The sequence below is a fragment of the Nocardia sp. NPDC049149 genome, assembly GCF_043197455.1.
Lineage (GTDB): Bacteria > Actinomycetota > Actinomycetes > Mycobacteriales > Mycobacteriaceae > Nocardia.
The window spans coordinates 151,722-165,556 of the sequence record NZ_JBICTD010000004.1 but is presented as its reverse complement, the minus strand read 5'-3'; the positions used below and the strand labels follow the sequence as shown (position 1 = coordinate 165,556).

Annotated in this window: 14 protein-coding genes; 7 read left to right on the top strand and 7 right to left on the bottom strand. The window is 66.1% G+C overall.

Features of this window, described 5'->3' with window-relative positions:
- Positions 1-8 precede the first annotated feature (8 nt).
- Together ACGFNJ_RS16630 and ACGFNJ_RS16625 are read right to left on the bottom strand one after the other, a co-directional pair.
- Positions 9-1,088, bottom strand: coding sequence for a sensor histidine kinase (locus ACGFNJ_RS16630; protein WP_393448148.1), 1,080 nt, complete (start codon positions 1,086-1,088; stop codon positions 9-11).
- Positions 1,081-1,776, bottom strand: coding sequence for a response regulator transcription factor (locus ACGFNJ_RS16625; RefSeq protein ID WP_393448146.1), 696 nt, complete (start codon positions 1,774-1,776; stop codon positions 1,081-1,083). The genes ACGFNJ_RS16630 and ACGFNJ_RS16625 overlap by 8 nt, the downstream gene beginning before the upstream one ends.
- 131 nt (positions 1,777-1,907) lie before the next feature.
- Here ACGFNJ_RS16625 and ACGFNJ_RS16620 point away from each other — a divergent pair, with 131 nt between their 5' ends.
- The 7 genes from ACGFNJ_RS16620 to ACGFNJ_RS16590 all read left to right on the top strand — a co-directional run bounded on the left by ACGFNJ_RS16620 (position 1,908) and on the right by ACGFNJ_RS16590 (position 7,231).
- Positions 1,908-2,450 (top strand): M15 family metallopeptidase, encoded by a 543-nt coding sequence (locus tag ACGFNJ_RS16620; RefSeq protein ID WP_393448144.1) that lies wholly within the window; start codon positions 1,908-1,910, stop codon positions 2,448-2,450.
- Positions 2,450-3,799, top strand: a complete 1,350-nt coding sequence (locus ACGFNJ_RS16615) for a DoxX family protein (protein ID WP_393449994.1) — start codon at positions 2,450-2,452, stop codon at positions 3,797-3,799. The genes ACGFNJ_RS16620 and ACGFNJ_RS16615 overlap by 1 nt, the downstream gene beginning before the upstream one ends.
- Positions 3,800-3,863: 64 nt before the next feature.
- Positions 3,864-4,133, top strand: coding sequence for a hypothetical protein (locus ACGFNJ_RS16610; RefSeq protein ID WP_393448142.1), 270 nt, complete (start codon positions 3,864-3,866; stop codon positions 4,131-4,133).
- A 25-nt stretch (positions 4,134-4,158) separates the two neighbouring features.
- Complete coding sequence (locus ACGFNJ_RS16605; protein WP_393448140.1) at positions 4,159-5,154, top strand: WXG100 family type VII secretion target; 996 nt, start codon at positions 4,159-4,161, stop codon at positions 5,152-5,154.
- 14 nt (positions 5,155-5,168) lie between these two features.
- Positions 5,169-5,516 carry a hypothetical protein gene (locus ACGFNJ_RS16600; protein WP_393448138.1) on the top strand — a complete coding sequence of 116 codons (348 nt, stop codon included), beginning with the start codon at positions 5,169-5,171 and terminating at the stop codon, positions 5,514-5,516.
- A gap of 232 nt (positions 5,517-5,748) precedes the next feature.
- Positions 5,749-6,456, top strand: a complete 708-nt coding sequence (locus tag ACGFNJ_RS16595; protein ID WP_393448136.1) for a cupin domain-containing protein — start codon at positions 5,749-5,751, stop codon at positions 6,454-6,456.
- Between the two features lie 310 nt (positions 6,457-6,766).
- The gene (locus tag ACGFNJ_RS16590) at positions 6,767-7,231 is read left to right on the top strand and encodes a phosphotransferase (RefSeq protein WP_393448134.1); all 465 of its coding nucleotides are present in this window, start codon (positions 6,767-6,769) and stop codon (positions 7,229-7,231) included.
- Positions 7,232-7,286: 55 nt separating this feature from the next.
- On the opposite strand, the gene ACGFNJ_RS16585 is transcribed toward ACGFNJ_RS16590, so the two are convergent.
- From ACGFNJ_RS16585 to ACGFNJ_RS16565, 5 genes are read right to left on the bottom strand one after another with little or no spacing between them, the layout of a single operon-like run.
- Positions 7,287-9,848 carry an FtsX-like permease family protein gene (locus ACGFNJ_RS16585; RefSeq protein WP_393448132.1) on the bottom strand — a complete coding sequence of 854 codons (2,562 nt, stop codon included), beginning with the start codon at positions 9,846-9,848 and terminating at the stop codon, positions 7,287-7,289.
- Positions 9,845-10,546 carry an ABC transporter ATP-binding protein gene (locus ACGFNJ_RS16580; protein WP_393448130.1) on the bottom strand — a complete coding sequence of 234 codons (702 nt, stop codon included), beginning with the start codon at positions 10,544-10,546 and terminating at the stop codon, positions 9,845-9,847. Before ACGFNJ_RS16580 ends, ACGFNJ_RS16585 begins: the two co-directional genes overlap by 4 nt.
- Positions 10,543-12,186 (bottom strand): SDR family NAD(P)-dependent oxidoreductase, encoded by a 1,644-nt coding sequence (locus tag ACGFNJ_RS16575; protein WP_393448128.1) that lies wholly within the window; start codon positions 12,184-12,186, stop codon positions 10,543-10,545. The genes ACGFNJ_RS16580 and ACGFNJ_RS16575 overlap by 4 nt, the downstream gene beginning before the upstream one ends.
- Before the next feature lie 26 nt (positions 12,187-12,212).
- Positions 12,213-13,130: a diacylglycerol/lipid kinase family protein gene (locus ACGFNJ_RS16570; RefSeq protein WP_393448126.1), complete on the bottom strand. Its 918-nt coding sequence runs from the start codon at positions 13,128-13,130 to the stop codon at positions 12,213-12,215.
- Positions 13,127-13,834 (bottom strand): HAD family hydrolase, encoded by a 708-nt coding sequence (locus tag ACGFNJ_RS16565; RefSeq protein ID WP_393448124.1) that lies wholly within the window; start codon positions 13,832-13,834, stop codon positions 13,127-13,129. The genes ACGFNJ_RS16570 and ACGFNJ_RS16565 overlap by 4 nt, the downstream gene beginning before the upstream one ends.
- Position 13,835 lies beyond the last annotated feature (1 nt).

Here is a 13,835-nt window from a genome sequence, read left to right as displayed (position 1 = left end):
CGAAGAGCCTATGCCCATGCGGGCAATTGCACTGTGACGCAGAGCCCTCCGGTGGGGCGTGGCGTGAGGGTGAGGGTTCCGGCGTGCGCCTGGGTGATGCTTTTGACGATCGCTAAGCCGAGACCGACCCCTGAGCGGTGGGTTCGGATGCGTTCGGTGCCACGCCGGAACGGCTCGACCAGTGTGGCGACCAACTGCGGGGCGAGTCTGTCGCCGGTGCTTTCGACCGTGAGCACGACAGTCCCCGGGTAGACGGTGGTGGTGACCCACGCCGCTCCATGTTCCGGCAGGTTGTGCACGATCGCGTTGTGCACCAGGTTCGTCGTCAGCTGTAGCAGCAGAGCGCGGGAGCCGACGGTTCTGGTCATGTCACCGAAGGTCTCCAGAGTGACGCCATGCTTCTCCGCAAGGGGAAGCAGGGTTTCGGTGGCTTCTTCCGCAATGAGCGACAGGTCGACATGCTCCCTGGTGAATGCGCGCTGGTCCGCGCGGCTGAGCAGGAGCAGGGCTTCGGTGAGGTCGATCGCGCGGGTATTGACGGTGTGCAGGCGGTCGACTAGTTCGGTGGTGTCGCGCTGCGGCGCATTGCGCGCCACGTCGAGCAGGGTCTGGGTAATCGCCAGCGGCGTGCGCAGTTCGTGCGAGGCATTGGCAGCGAACCTCTGCTGTTCGGCGACGTGTGCTTCGAGCCGCGCGAGCATGGTGTCGAAGGCATCGGCGAGTTCGCGAAACTCGTCTTGCGAACCTGGCAGCGAGATCCGGTGCGAGAGTGAACCATTCGCGGCCGCGCGGGTGGCATCGGTGATGCGGGTCAGTGGCGCGAGCATCCGGCCTGCGAGCAGCCATCCGCCAGCGAGACCGAACACCAGCAGAAAGGCCAGCACGAGAGCCATGAACGGCGCGAAGGAGCGGAGCAGAAGCGGGCGGTTGATCCAGAAGTCGCCGGAGGTGTAGAGCCAACCGTCGGGCAAATAGTAGAGGTAGAAGACCAGCATCGCCGCAAGCAGCAAGGTACCCGCGAGCATGAGGAACCCGGCGTAGCTGAGGGTGAGTTTGAGGCGAACGCTCAAACCCGGCGCTCTATCCACGATCTCCTCCGTCCTGCTCGACGTCCGCGTGCGTGCTGATGCGGTAACCGACGCCGGCCACGGTCGCGATGATCCAGGGCTCGCCCAGGCGTTTACGCAGCGCTGAGACGGTGATGCGCACGGCGTTGGTGAACGGATCCGCGTTCTCGTCCCACGCCCGTTCCAGGAGTTCCTCGGCGCTGACCACACCGCCTTCGGCAGCGACGAGGACTTCGAGCACCGCGAATTGCTTCCTGGTCAACGCGACATAGCGCCCGTCGCGGAAGACCTCGCGGCGAAACGGATCCACCCGCAGACCCGCGATTTCCCGCACCGGAGGTCTGCTGTGCGCACGCCTGCGGTCGAGCGCCCTGAGCCGGAGCACGAGCTCGCGGAGGTCGAAGGGTTTGGTGAGGTAGTCGTCGGCGCCGAGCCCGAATCCGGTCGCCTTGTCGTCGAGCCGGTCGGCGGCGGTGAGCATCAGGATCGGCATGCCGCTGCCGGAGGCGACGATGCGTTCGGCGATCTCGTCACCGGACGGACCTGGGATGTCGCGGTCGAGGACGGCGATGTCGTAGGCGTTGATGCTCAGCAGCGCCAACGCCGTGTCGCCGTCACCGGCGGTGTCCGCGGCGATCGCTTCCAGGCGCAGGCCATCGCGGATGGCCTCGGCCAGATACGGTTCGTCCTCCACGATCAACACACGCATAGGAACTCGATTCTTCCAGGCGGGAAATATCGTCGGCGTATCGAAAACCGCATACGGGCTGACAACGCCGCGCTGCCTTAGCTGAAGACATGAGTAATAACCAATCAAGACGAACAGCTAGTCGTCGATCGATGCTCCGCGCCGGCCTCGCGGTCGTCGGCGCGGTGCCTGTCGGTGTTCTTGTCTACCAATCGTTGACGTTCCTCGCCTCCTCGGCGGCCTGGCATGATCCAGCCGCTGCGCCGAATGGCGTGACCGTCTTCGATGACCGCAGTCCGTCCGTGATCAACCTCGACGCCGACCTGCTCGAAGCCCTGCGCAGCGCCGCCACCGATGCCGCGGCGGACGGGGTCGAGTTCGTCGTCAACAGCGGCTGGCGGTCTCCGGAGTACCAGGCGCAACTATTGCGTGAAGCGGTCTCGAAGTACGGCTCGGCGCAGGAGGCTGCTCGGTGGGTGGCCGCGCCGACCGCGTCGGCCCACGTGTCCGGGCAGGCGGTGGACATCGGACCCACCGTGGCCGCGGCATGGCTGTCCACGCACGGCGCCGAATACGGGCTCTGCCAGATCTACGCCAACGAGCCATGGCATTACGAGCTTCGCCCCGAGGCCGCCGAGCACGGCTGCCCGACCCCGTATGCCGACCCGACCCAGGACCCGAGGATGCAGCAGTGATCAGCACCGACGTGCCAACCGCCGAGACCGTCGACACCCGAGAAGGCTGGAATCCGCTGACGCGGACAGCATTCCGATTCTGCGTCTGCTACTTCGGCCTGTTCTGTCTGCTGCTCCCCTACATTCCGTTCGCACTGCTCGGCATCTTCGGCCGCTGGATCCGCGAATACCCGGGACCGTGGAACATGGCACTCACGGACCCGGTCACCGATTGGGTGGGCCGAACGGTTTTCGGGGTCGACGCGAGGCTGCACCAGGACTCCGGCGCCGGTGACCAAACAGCCACGTGGGTGCTGATGTTCTGCATTCTTGTTGTCGCGGTTGTGGTTACCGCGGTGTGGACGGCCGTCGACCGGCGTAGCTCCTCGGCTCGGCTGCTGGCGTGGTTCACGCTGTTCCTGCGGCTGTGCCTGGCCGGGCAGATGGTGGGGTTCGGGTTCGCCAAGCTGATCCCCACGCAGATGCCCGGCCCATCGCTGGCACAGCTGTTGCAGCCGTACGGCGACCTGAGTCCCGCCTCCGTGCTGTGGTTGCAGATCGGCAGCTCTTACCCCTACGAGATGGTGCTCGGCGGCGTCGAAGTCGTGGCTGGGTTGCTGCTTCTCGTGCCGCGAACCGCAGTGCTCGGCGCGGTGGTGAGTCTGGCCAGCATGGCGCAAGTCCTGTTGACGAACATGACCTTCGATATTCCGGAGAAGCTGCTCTCCTCGCATCTGTTGCTGATCAGCGTCGTCCTGCTCGCGCCGCACCTCGGGCGACTGGCCAATGTCTTTGTGCGACAACGCTCATGTGAACCATTGAGAACACCGTCGTTGTTCAGCGACGTTCGGAAGAATCGCCTCGCGTTCTGGATTGTGGTGGCCATCGGCCTCTCGATGGCGTTCGGCAGCGGCTATGACCGCTGGGTGGTTTGGCAAGAGCAGTACGGTCCCGCTAGGCCCAAGTCCGTGTTCTACGGAATATGGGAGGTACGGGATTTCAGCATTGACGGCCAGTCGCTGCCACCACTGACAACCGATGAGAATCGTTGGCACCGGCTCGTTTTCGATGCCCCAGAGCAAGCAACCTACCAACGAATGAATGGCGAACTGGTACCGGTGCACGCCGACTTCCTCCCCACCGGACAGCTCGAACTCACCGCTGTGGTGGACTCACCCCGCGAAAACCCAAGGCGCCAGCCTCCGTTCGCCATGCTATCGACTGAGCGACCTACTCCGGACCAGCTTTTGCTGCGCGGAAACCTGCACGACCGCCCTGCTGTGATCACTTTGGAACGCATAGATTTGAACAGCTTCACTTTGCGCAACCGCGGATTCCACTGGATACAGGATTACCCGTACTTTCGCTAGGTTTCGCCCGCGGTGCAGGCCTAGGTCGGTTTACACTCTGCGCAAAGGACGTTGGAGGGGGCACATGGGCAAGATCGGCGTGTTGCTGGCCGAGGGATTGCTCCGGCGCGAACTGATGGTTGGGGCAATCCTGCTCTCGACGTTCACCATCGTGGTCGCGCTCAACTCGACGGAAGCCGGGTGGAAAATCGGCTACTGCGTGGCGGGTGCCGTGGGGATTATCGGGGCGTTCGTTGCCATGCGCACCAATTGGCGACTCCAATGGCTGGGATCGGTCGGGATCATCGTCGTCAACATGATCCTGCTGGTCGTGCACGGACGAATTACTGGCTAGCACCACACTTTCCTTGGGGGTATCCATGACCGAGTTCACCGTCGAGATCGCCGACCTTCGCGGCTGGGCCGCGCAAGCAGGACGATCCGGCACGCATCTCTTCGAGGCCCACAACTACGCGGTGCGCAATATCAACGACGCGGAGTTCGGCCGGATCATGAACCTCATCAAGGGCGACTACGAGAAAATCGTGCCCGCGCTGCACACCGTGTTGCTGGCGAGCAATGAGAACATGGACAAGGCCAAGCGGGCGTTGGACATCTCGGCCGAGGAATACGTCAACGCGGACAGGAACTTCGCGCAATCATTCGCCGATCTCGACGCCGGGATCGCGGTGACCGTCACCGACGACGGGGTAGCGAACGGATTCGACGATCTGTCCGCGCCCACAGCTCATCTGAAGGATCCGAACAGCCGCGCCAAGGAAATCCCGACGGTGTCCTTCGGCATTCTGTGGGACCGAGTCTGCGATCTCCTCGTCTTCCTCGGCGCGTCCGATCCACGCGAGGAGGTCGCGAAACTCCTCGCCGGAGACACCGTGAAAGCCTCGAGGCAAGCCGACGCGTGGCGCATGCTTGCCGAGCTGATCGATGACGTGGACGCGAACCTGGCCAACGGCCAGACGTCGATCTCGAAGACGTGGAAAGGCAACGCGGCGAACTCCGCAGGCGCGCATTTCGGCGCATGGAAGACCAAGTTCGAGAACCTCGAGTCGGTCATGCGGAAAGTGGCGCAGGCCCTCGACGATGCCGCTGAGCAGGCGGTGAACCTGGCGCAGAACATCACCGACGCCTTCGTGTTGATCGTCAGCGTCATTGCCGCCGGTTTCACGAAGGCGTCGATCCCGCTGTACGGCCAGGCGTATCTGGCCAAGAAGGGCTGGGAAGCCATCAAACTGTACAAGGGCGTGATCACTGCGGTGAATGTGTTCTTCACCTTGCTTCGCTCGATCATCAACCTTTTCATCTCGGGAGTTTCGGAGTTCAGCCGGGAGTCGCTGCCGAAGCCGCCGCAGGTCTAGTCGAGGGACAAACCATGGCAGCCGTTGACAAAGGTGGTCAGTACGAGGCCATCCTTGCGAACCTCAAATCAGAGCTCGACAAGTTGCGTGCGGAAACACAGCGGGTCGCCCAGGAGAACGTCACATCGGCCGAAGAGGCGCAGCAACTCAACCAGCTGGCCAAGTCGGGCGAGCTGGGTGCGGAGATGCAGCAGGCAGCGAGCCTGGTGGCCGGTGGCGGCGAAACCTGGGACTCGCTGTTCTCCGGAAAGTCGGCGAATTCCGCTCTGCTCGAACCGATTATGCAGGCGAACGCGGGCAAGTACGGCGGCGAACTGTCCGGCCGGATCAAAGGTGATCCCGTGCCAGGTGTCGTCGAGTAGCGCTGTCGCCTGAGCGGTACTCGGCCGGCTGCGGGTCGGCGACCCGCCATGCCCGGGCAGGACGGCGAGAGTTCTTGCCGTTCAACGACTCTGCGCCAATTCGATCCTGTAGCACCAGTCCGTTCGGCTATGACGCGAGTCACGTGGTCGCACCCATCTTAACGGGTTAACTTTAATCTTAGAAGTGCTAACCAGTTCAGATGTTCCCTTGTGCATCAGGAGAGATGGCGACATGTCAGACGACTTGAATGTGAAGCAGGACAACAGCAATGGCGCGATGGGCCGCAGGGCCCTGCTCGGCACCAGCGCAGTCGCAGTGGGAGCCGCCGCGCTCGGCGGCGGACTGATCGGCGCGGCGGCAGCAAGTCCCGACATTCCGAGCGCAGTCGCGAGTGACGGCGCGGTCGACAGCAATCTCAACAACAAGTCGCACCTGTTCAAGCTGAAGGCGGCAAACCGGGCGAACTTCGACGGTGGCTACCTGCAGGGCGCGAACGAAGACAATTTCCCGGTACTACAAGGACAGAAGGGGTCGGTGTACTTCGTCCACCTCGACGGTGGCGGCATCCGGGAACCACACTGGCATCCCACCGCCTGGGAGTTGAACTACATCATCTCCGGCAAGGCGAAGTGGAGCATCCTGGGCACCCATCCCGACGGGACCTATCACAACGACGTCTTCGAAGCCGAGCAGGGTGATCTCGTCTTCGCGCCACAGGGATACTTCCACTACTTCGAAAACGCCAGCGCCGACACACCTTTGGACGTTCTCGTCACCTTCAACACCAGCGCAGGCGAACCCAACGACGACATCGGCATCGTCGGCACCCTCAACTCGATCCCCCGCGAGGTCCTAGCCGCCTCCTTCGGCATCCCCGTCTCCGCCTTCGCCAACGTCCCCACCGATGTCAAACCCGTCGTCATCACCCGCCACAGGTAGCCGATTTCAAGATCAAGGGGAACTGGTGTAGGCATTTCGCGAGAAGCCACCTACACCAGTTCCCCCTCGGTGTTTGGTGGACGCTAGCGTGCCCGCGTTGCGAGATCGGAGGGTTGGTGACGGAAGAGGTCAGGTTCGAGCAGGACCTGGTGCGGGCGCTGTTGCGGGAGCAGCATCCTGATTTGGCGAAGCTCGAGCTCCGAGATGTCAACGGGGGCTGGGATAATCAGATGTGGCGGCTCGGTGAGGATCTGGCCGTGCGGTTGCCGCGGACCGAGCGGGCGCCTGCTCTGCTGCGCACTGAGCAGACATGGCTGCCGGTGTTGGCGGACCGCCTTCCGACAGCTGGTTCGGGGTCGTTGCCGACGACGCGATGGCTGAGCGCGCGCGGGAAGTCTGGGAACAGGCCGTTGCGGCGCCCGACTGGGCAGGTGCGCCGCTCTGGCTGCACGGTGATTTGCATCCGGCGAATGTGGTTGTCCAGGACGGGATGCTGGCCGGGGTGATCGATTTCGGCGAGATGTGTGCGGGTGATCCCGCGACCGATCTTTCCGCCGCTTGGATCCTGTTGCCTGCCGACGCCGCGAGCCGATTCTTCGACGCCTACGGACGAGCCGACGAATCGACCATCGCCCGCGCTCGCGGGTGGGCAGTCCTGCGTGCTTTGAGCCTGATCCACATCGGGCAGGCCGGTCGGCGTGGCCTGCCCGGCGGCAAACCGACCTGGGAACCTGCAGGCTACGCCACCCTCGAACGGGCTCTCACGACAAACTGACCGCCCGGCCGCCCTGCCCAACCCGGCGTGGGCCGCGGCGGGGGTACAGCCGAACCTATTCCGCACGCAGCACGTCGACTGCCTCCAATCGACTCGCGTGCCAGAGGGGGTAGGCGGCGGCTGCCGCGACCAGGGCGACGATGCCGCCGAGGCTGATCAGGAGGGGTTGGGGTAGGACGCTCCAGCGGAGTTGGAAGCCGTAGAACACCGGGGAGGCCAGGGCCTGGAGGTAGATCAGGCCGAGTCCGCCGAGTAGTGCGGCTACCGCGGTGAGGAAGGCCAGCAGTGCCGCTTGGATCGCGATCGCGGCTTGCTCGGTGCCGATCGAGACGCCGATCGCGCGCAGCACCGCCCGTTCGCGGCGGCGTTGAATGAGGCCGAGCACGAAGATGTTCAAGACGCTGATGCCCGCGGTGATCATGACAACGAAGCCGGTGACCGTGAAGGGCTCGAAGAAGCGGGTGATGGCGGCGTCTGCGGCGCTTGCCCATTCGTGATCGTCGTAGACCGACAGGCCCGCACCGATGGCGAGATAGTCGGCGCGGTGGGCACTTGCCTCGGCGGCAGAGGTGTAGCGCACCACCACTTGGTCACGCACCGCGTGCCAGTCCTGTGCCGCACGATCCTCCGACACCAGCACGATATCGCCGAGGGTCGAATCGTTGATCACCTGCGGCACAAAGGTTCCCGCGACACGATACGGTTTTCGGCCCTGCGGGGTCGGCAGTTCAACGGTGTCGCCGGCACCGGCATGCAGCCTGCCCGCGGCCACCTCGCTCAACGCAACATCACCGGCGGCGAGTCCGCGCCACATCGTGCTTGCGTCGCCGGTCGGGTCGGCGATGGCGGTCGCGTACCAGCCGCCCGGCGCTACCCCGAGCACCATCCGCGGTTCGGTGGCCGAGGGTAGGAATGCCTGTCTGCGCGACGCTATTTCACGACCGGCGGCGGCACGTTCGATCCTCTCGTAGGTCGAGGCGGAGAGCTGACCCTGACGCTGGTCCAGGATCGATTGCGGCGCAATGACCACCGTGTCGGGCAGCCGATCCGGCTTCTGGCCCGCCACCTGCTGCGCGGCAAGCGCTTGCACACTGGCCGAACCGATAGCGAGGCTCGCGCCGACCGTCAGCACGGCGACCGTCGTCGCGAAAAGTACCGCGTACCGCCGCAGATCCGCATACGCCAGCCTGCCGACGCCCGCACTGCGCCGCGCAAGCAGCCGCACCAACCGCACCGCGACCGGCGGTGTCGCCCACACCGTGACGGCCGCCGCACCGGCGAGTCCGAGGAAGAGCGCCGTACTTCCGGTGTCCAGAGACACCTTGCCCTGGTTGAACTCTCGCATCAGCAGCACCGCGCCGACGAGCATCCCGGCACCGAGCACCAGCGACCAGATCGACACCGAGCGGGTCCGGCGCACGACGCCGAAGCTGGCCATCGACGCCAGCGGACCCTCGCGGATCAGCCGCCAGGCCGGGCCCGCAATGGCGAGCATGCCACTCAGCACGCCTGCGCCGACGCCGTAGGCGATCAGCGCGGGATGCCAGTCCGCCGCGATCACCGCCCCGGACCCGTCCAGCATCGATCGCCCGAATCGGTCGATGAGCAGCGAGCCGAGCAGAAACCCGGTCGGCACGGCAAGCAGCCCGCCGATGGCGCCGAGCACTGCGCCCTCGCCGAGAAAGCCGAACAGCAGGGTGCGCGGGGTAGCGCCGATCGCACCGATGGCCCCCATGACCCTGCGGCGATCTTCGATGCCGAGCAGCACCGTGTTGATCACGATGAGGATGCCGACGATGATGCCGCTGAGCGCGGTCAGGTTCAGCGTCTGCTGGCCGGTCGCGTAGATGACCGGTATCTGCGGTCGCGGCGGCCCGATGCTGCCGACGTCACCAACGATCCGCTGCACCGCAGCGGTGAGGTCGGCTCCCGGCTTGGGCACCACGAACGCGGCGGTGACGAAACCCGGCGCGCCGAACAGGGCGGCCGCGTCGTCGGGGGTCGGCGCGAACAGCAACTGCCCGTTGTTGATTCCGGCCACCCGGTCGAATTCGGGGAAGGTCCAGCCGAGGTGGGTCGAGCCGGGCAGCTGGCCGGGAATGCTGACCTCCGCGCCGAGGCGCAGACCGAGTCGCTCGGCGATCACGGCGGGCACCTCGAACGGCGTGCCTGGCCCGGCCGCGGGCTGCTCGGTGCGCGCCCGCTCCTCGCAGTTGAACGAGCCGACCAGCAGCTCGATCGAGCATGGCGCGCCCATGACGAAGAACCCGTGCCGCTCGCCGCCGATCTGCACCGGCGCCAGCCCGGCCACGAACGGCACCACCGCCTCCGCGTCGGGCAGCTCGGCGCGCAGCCGGTCGACGATCGAATTCGGCAGCCGCCCACTCACATCGGGTGTCACCTCGAGCACCCGGTCGCCTGCGCTGGTGGTCAGCGCGGGACCGAACGAGTCGAACGGCCTGGTCAATTCCTGGCGCAGCTGCAGCATCGCGAGCACCAGGGTGACCCCGATCATCACCCCGACGATGCTGGAAACCGTTCGCCGCCAGTCGAAGACGAGCGCCTTCAGATGAATCCGATGGAATCGGGTGATACTGGCCCGACCAGGCACGCTCACCGCCCGTCCGCGGCGTCCGGGACGAGCTCGTGCGCCCGGCCGTCGACCAAACCGAGGTGCCGCGAACCGAATTCGACCATTGCCGGGTCGTGCGTCACCATGATGACCGCAGCATCCTGCTCGGCGGCGAGCTCACGCACCACCGCGAGCACCTCGGCCGACGAACCGCTGTCCAGGTTGCCGGTCGGCTCATCGGCGAGCAGCAGCGCGGGCTCGGCCACCATCGCCCGCGCCACCGACACCCGCTGCATCTGCCCGCCGGACAGCTCCGCGGGCCGGTGCTCGGCGCGCGCACCGAGCCCGACCCGCCCGAGCAGTGTGCGCGCTCGCTCGTCGGCGACCCGCGCTGGTACGCCGTCGAGAACCAGTGGGAGCGAGACGTTTTCCACCGCGGTCAGCATCGGAACCAGGTTGAAGAACTGGAAGACGAAGCCGAGGTTGCGGCGGCGGAAAGCCGAGCGGGCGTTGGCGCCCATCGCCCAGACGTCGGTGTCGCGGAACCGCACGGTGCCGGTGTCCGGCGCGTCCAACCCGCCCGCGATGTGCAGGAGGGTCGACTTACCCGAACCCGAAGGCCCGGTCACGACGACGAATTCCCCTGCGGCGAGCACGAAGTCGAATTCGCGCAGCGCATGGATGCGTTCGCCGCCGCGTAGATAGCTTTTGCCGACACCGGTCAGCTCGAGCACCACGCTCATGCGGCGCTGGTGCTGCGCCGCGTCCGGATCAGCAGCTGGTGGCCGTTGTGCACGGTCTCGACGGTCTCCAACCCGGCCTTGGTCAGCAGTTGCTCGACGTCGGTGACGGTGAAGTTCGAGGTGATGGTTCCGGTGCTGACCGCGCGTTCGATCAGACGGTCCTTCCAGCCGACGCCGGGGCTGGTCAGCACCGACAGCGACAGTTCACCGTCGTCGGCGAGCAGTCCGGCCAGATGATGCAGCACGGCCGACGGGTCGGGGAAGACGTGCAGCGCGCCGTAGCAGCCGAGCGACCGGACCGAACCGGGCGCCAGACCCAGCGTGGTGGCGTCTTGCACCAACGCAACCATGTTGTCCGCCTTGCGGAATCGCTTGGCCGCCTTCACCAGCATGTCCGGCGACAGGTCGACGAACAGCAACGACGGCAAGTTTTTCACCTTTGCCGTGCGCACCGCGAATTTGGTCAGGCTGCCGTCGCCGACACCGACCTCGACGAAGGCCGTGCCCTTGGTCTGCGCGGAGCGCATCTGGTCGCCGCAGAACTTTCCGAGTGCGCGCAGGTTGCCCCGCCAGACGACCCAGAACAGCAGCGTGGCCACGATCGGGTAGGCCTTGGAGTAGATCCGGTAAGCCAGCCGGATGGTGTCCTTGCGGTCGGCGTCGGCGGGCGGTGCCGCGTTCGCGTCCCGGTAAAGCCGCAAGCGCCGATCGAGGACCTGCAGTCCGACGGTGCCGTCGGCGGTGACGAGTGAGCCGTCGGTGGCCTCGGTCAGGGGTGCGCGGCTCGCCGGATCGATCATGGGCGGCATGGTGGTGAAGGTAGACACGGGGGCAGATACTCCAATTCCGTAGTAGTCGTTGACGCTTCGCTCGTACAGCGCGGCCGGGAGCAGCCTGCGAGCCAGATGAGAGCGACGCACGTCCTTACCGACCCGGTAGGTGCCGCGCACCCGGCGCGCGGTCAGAATCGTGGCCACCGCATCCGCGATCGCCGCGGGTTCTTGGCCGTGGTCGAGGAAGTCCGCCAGGCGCCTGTCGACCTCCGCTGCCGCACCGCGGTATTCGTCGATGCGTATGCGGGTCTCTCTGGCGCTGGTAAAGATCGGGGTGCGAGTCCAGCCCGGCACCAGGGTGGTCACCTGGATGCCGGTCCCCGCGGTCTCCAGTCGCATTGCCTCGCCGAGCTTTTCGATCGCGGCCTTGCTCGCGGAGTACCAGCCGCCGAACGGCATCGCCGTGATGGCCGCACCCGAGCTCACCAGCACCACCCGGCCCGCACCCTGGCCGCGCAGCACCGGAAGGACCGCGCGCACAGCACGTGCGGTGCCCAACAGGTTGACGTTCAGCAGCGCAGCCGCTTCGTCCGGGTCTGTCTCTTCGACCGCGCCTTTGATCGCGTAACCGGCGAAGGTGATCAGCGCGTCGACCTTCTCGTGCCGCGCCGTGACGTCGGCGACCCACCGCCGCACTGCGGCGCCGTCGGCGACATCCACGGCGGCGACCGGGAAGCCGGCGTCAGCGGGCGCCACCAGATCGGCGCCTTCCACCGCATAGCCGCGCTCGCTCAGCAGCTGTGCCGTGGCCAGCCCCATGCCCGATGCGGCGCCGGTGATCAGCACGACGCCTGCCTGTTCGGTCACCTTCGCACTCCTTGTCCGTGCCGCCATCAGCCACACACCCGCAGCACCGAGGGCAGCACCTCGAGCCGGGCCGAGGTCACGACGGTGACCTCGCCGTCGAGTTCCAGCGGGCTCGCGTACCGCGGCCGCAGCCCCACCGCGCCGCCACGACGGGTGACCGCCAGCGGTGACTGCGAGAATCGGCCGCGGTACAGCCCGGCGATGAGCGCGACGATCGCCGCGCGACCGGCGGGTGCCCAGATGTTCACGTCGAACTGTCCGTCGGACCGCTCGACGCCGGTGTCGTAGCGCATTCCACCGGCGAAATGCACGGTCTTGAGCACACCGACATTGGTGATCGGACCGGGGTATGTCCAGTCCGCACTGTGGATTTCGATGTCGAGCGGCCGGAAAGCCGCGATGGTGCGCACGGTGGTCAAGAGGATCGCCGCTTCGACACTGAGTCGCTTGAGCCTGCGCACCAGACCGCCCGCAGTGTTGAAAGCGTGGTTGCCCTCGGCAACCAGCCCCATGCTCGCGTTCAACATGAAGTAGCGCACCTGGCTGCTGCCGTCCGGCAACTGCATCGTCGCCTTTCCGACATCGACTGTGCTGGTTCGTGTCTCATCGAGCCGGACGGGAAGACCGGCCACCTGGCGTTCGGCGGCGAAGGGCTTGTGGAAGTCATTGGAGCTGCCGAGGCCGATGGCGCCGAGCGCGGTGTCCGGGCGGCGCGGCCGATCGGTGCTCGGGTCCATCAGTGCGTTGAGCACCAGGTTGACGGTCCCGTCGCCGCCTGCCGCGACCACCGTTCGCGCGCCGGCGTCCAACGCCGCCCGAATCGCCTTCTCCGCTTCACTCACCGAATCCGGTGTCGCGCAGCGCAGGTCGGGATAGCGCTCGCGTAGCTCTCGTTCGACCGTCGGCCAGCGAGTAGCGCTGCCGCCCTTGGCCTTCGAATTCACGACAACGAACATGACGCACCAACTCCGAGCCATGCGGCCAGCGCCGCCCAATCTCCGTGGGTGACGCCGTCGGATCCGGCGGTGTCACCGCGGTTGTCGAGCAGGAACACCGGAATGCCGAGTCGCGCGGCAGGCGCATCCTTGACCGCGTCGTTGCCGACCATGACGCACTCCCCCGCGTCGATACTCAACTGGCCTAGCAGCTCTCGGTAGAAATCCAGCCGTGGTTTCGCTCGTCGCATCGACTCTCCACTCGTGATATGGGCGAACGTGCCCGGATCGAACCCGCCCCAGCGCAGCCGGTCGGTCACGGTGACCAGCGGCCACAGCGGGTTGGTCGCGACCACTTGGCGCACACCGGCGTTCGCCAGCTCCGCCACCAGCGTCTGTGCGGGCGGTAGCGGCTGGAAGCACCTGCGCAGCCGCGGAAATCCGGTGTCTGCCAGTACACGGAATCGCGCGTCGGCAGTGGCGCGATCGAGTCCGGTTGTCTCCGCGAGCATCCGGACCAACTGATCGTGGTTGGTCTCCGCGCTCTCGTTGGCTCTGACCCGATCCAGGGCGCCGTCGAGCGCGCGCAGGAACCGCACCGGCGGCACGACATCGCGGAACGCGGCGGCCGCCACCAGCGGCATCAGCACTCGAAAGGTGCGCTGCCGCAGCTTGATCAGCGTGCCGTCCAGGTCCCACAGCACCGTCGTCACA

Coding starts and splice junctions, on each gene's coding strand:
- ACGFNJ_RS16625 (WP_393448146.1), bottom strand. CDS start 1,776: ATGCGTGTGTTGATCGTGGAGGACGAACCGTATCTGGCCGAGGCCATC.
- ACGFNJ_RS16580 (WP_393448130.1), bottom strand. CDS start 10,546: ATGAGCGTGGTGCTCGAGCTGACCGGTGTCGGCAAAAGCTATCTACGC.
- ACGFNJ_RS16605 (WP_393448140.1), top strand. CDS start 4,159: ATGACCGAGTTCACCGTCGAGATCGCCGACCTTCGCGGCTGGGCCGCG.
- ACGFNJ_RS16590 (WP_393448134.1), top strand. CDS start 6,767: ATGGCTGCCGGTGTTGGCGGACCGCCTTCCGACAGCTGGTTCGGGGTC.
- ACGFNJ_RS16610 (WP_393448142.1), top strand. CDS start 3,864: ATGGGCAAGATCGGCGTGTTGCTGGCCGAGGGATTGCTCCGGCGCGAA.
- ACGFNJ_RS16595 (WP_393448136.1), top strand. CDS start 5,749: ATGTCAGACGACTTGAATGTGAAGCAGGACAACAGCAATGGCGCGATG.
- ACGFNJ_RS16600 (WP_393448138.1), top strand. CDS start 5,169: ATGGCAGCCGTTGACAAAGGTGGTCAGTACGAGGCCATCCTTGCGAAC.
- ACGFNJ_RS16620 (WP_393448144.1), top strand. CDS start 1,908: ATGCTCCGCGCCGGCCTCGCGGTCGTCGGCGCGGTGCCTGTCGGTGTT.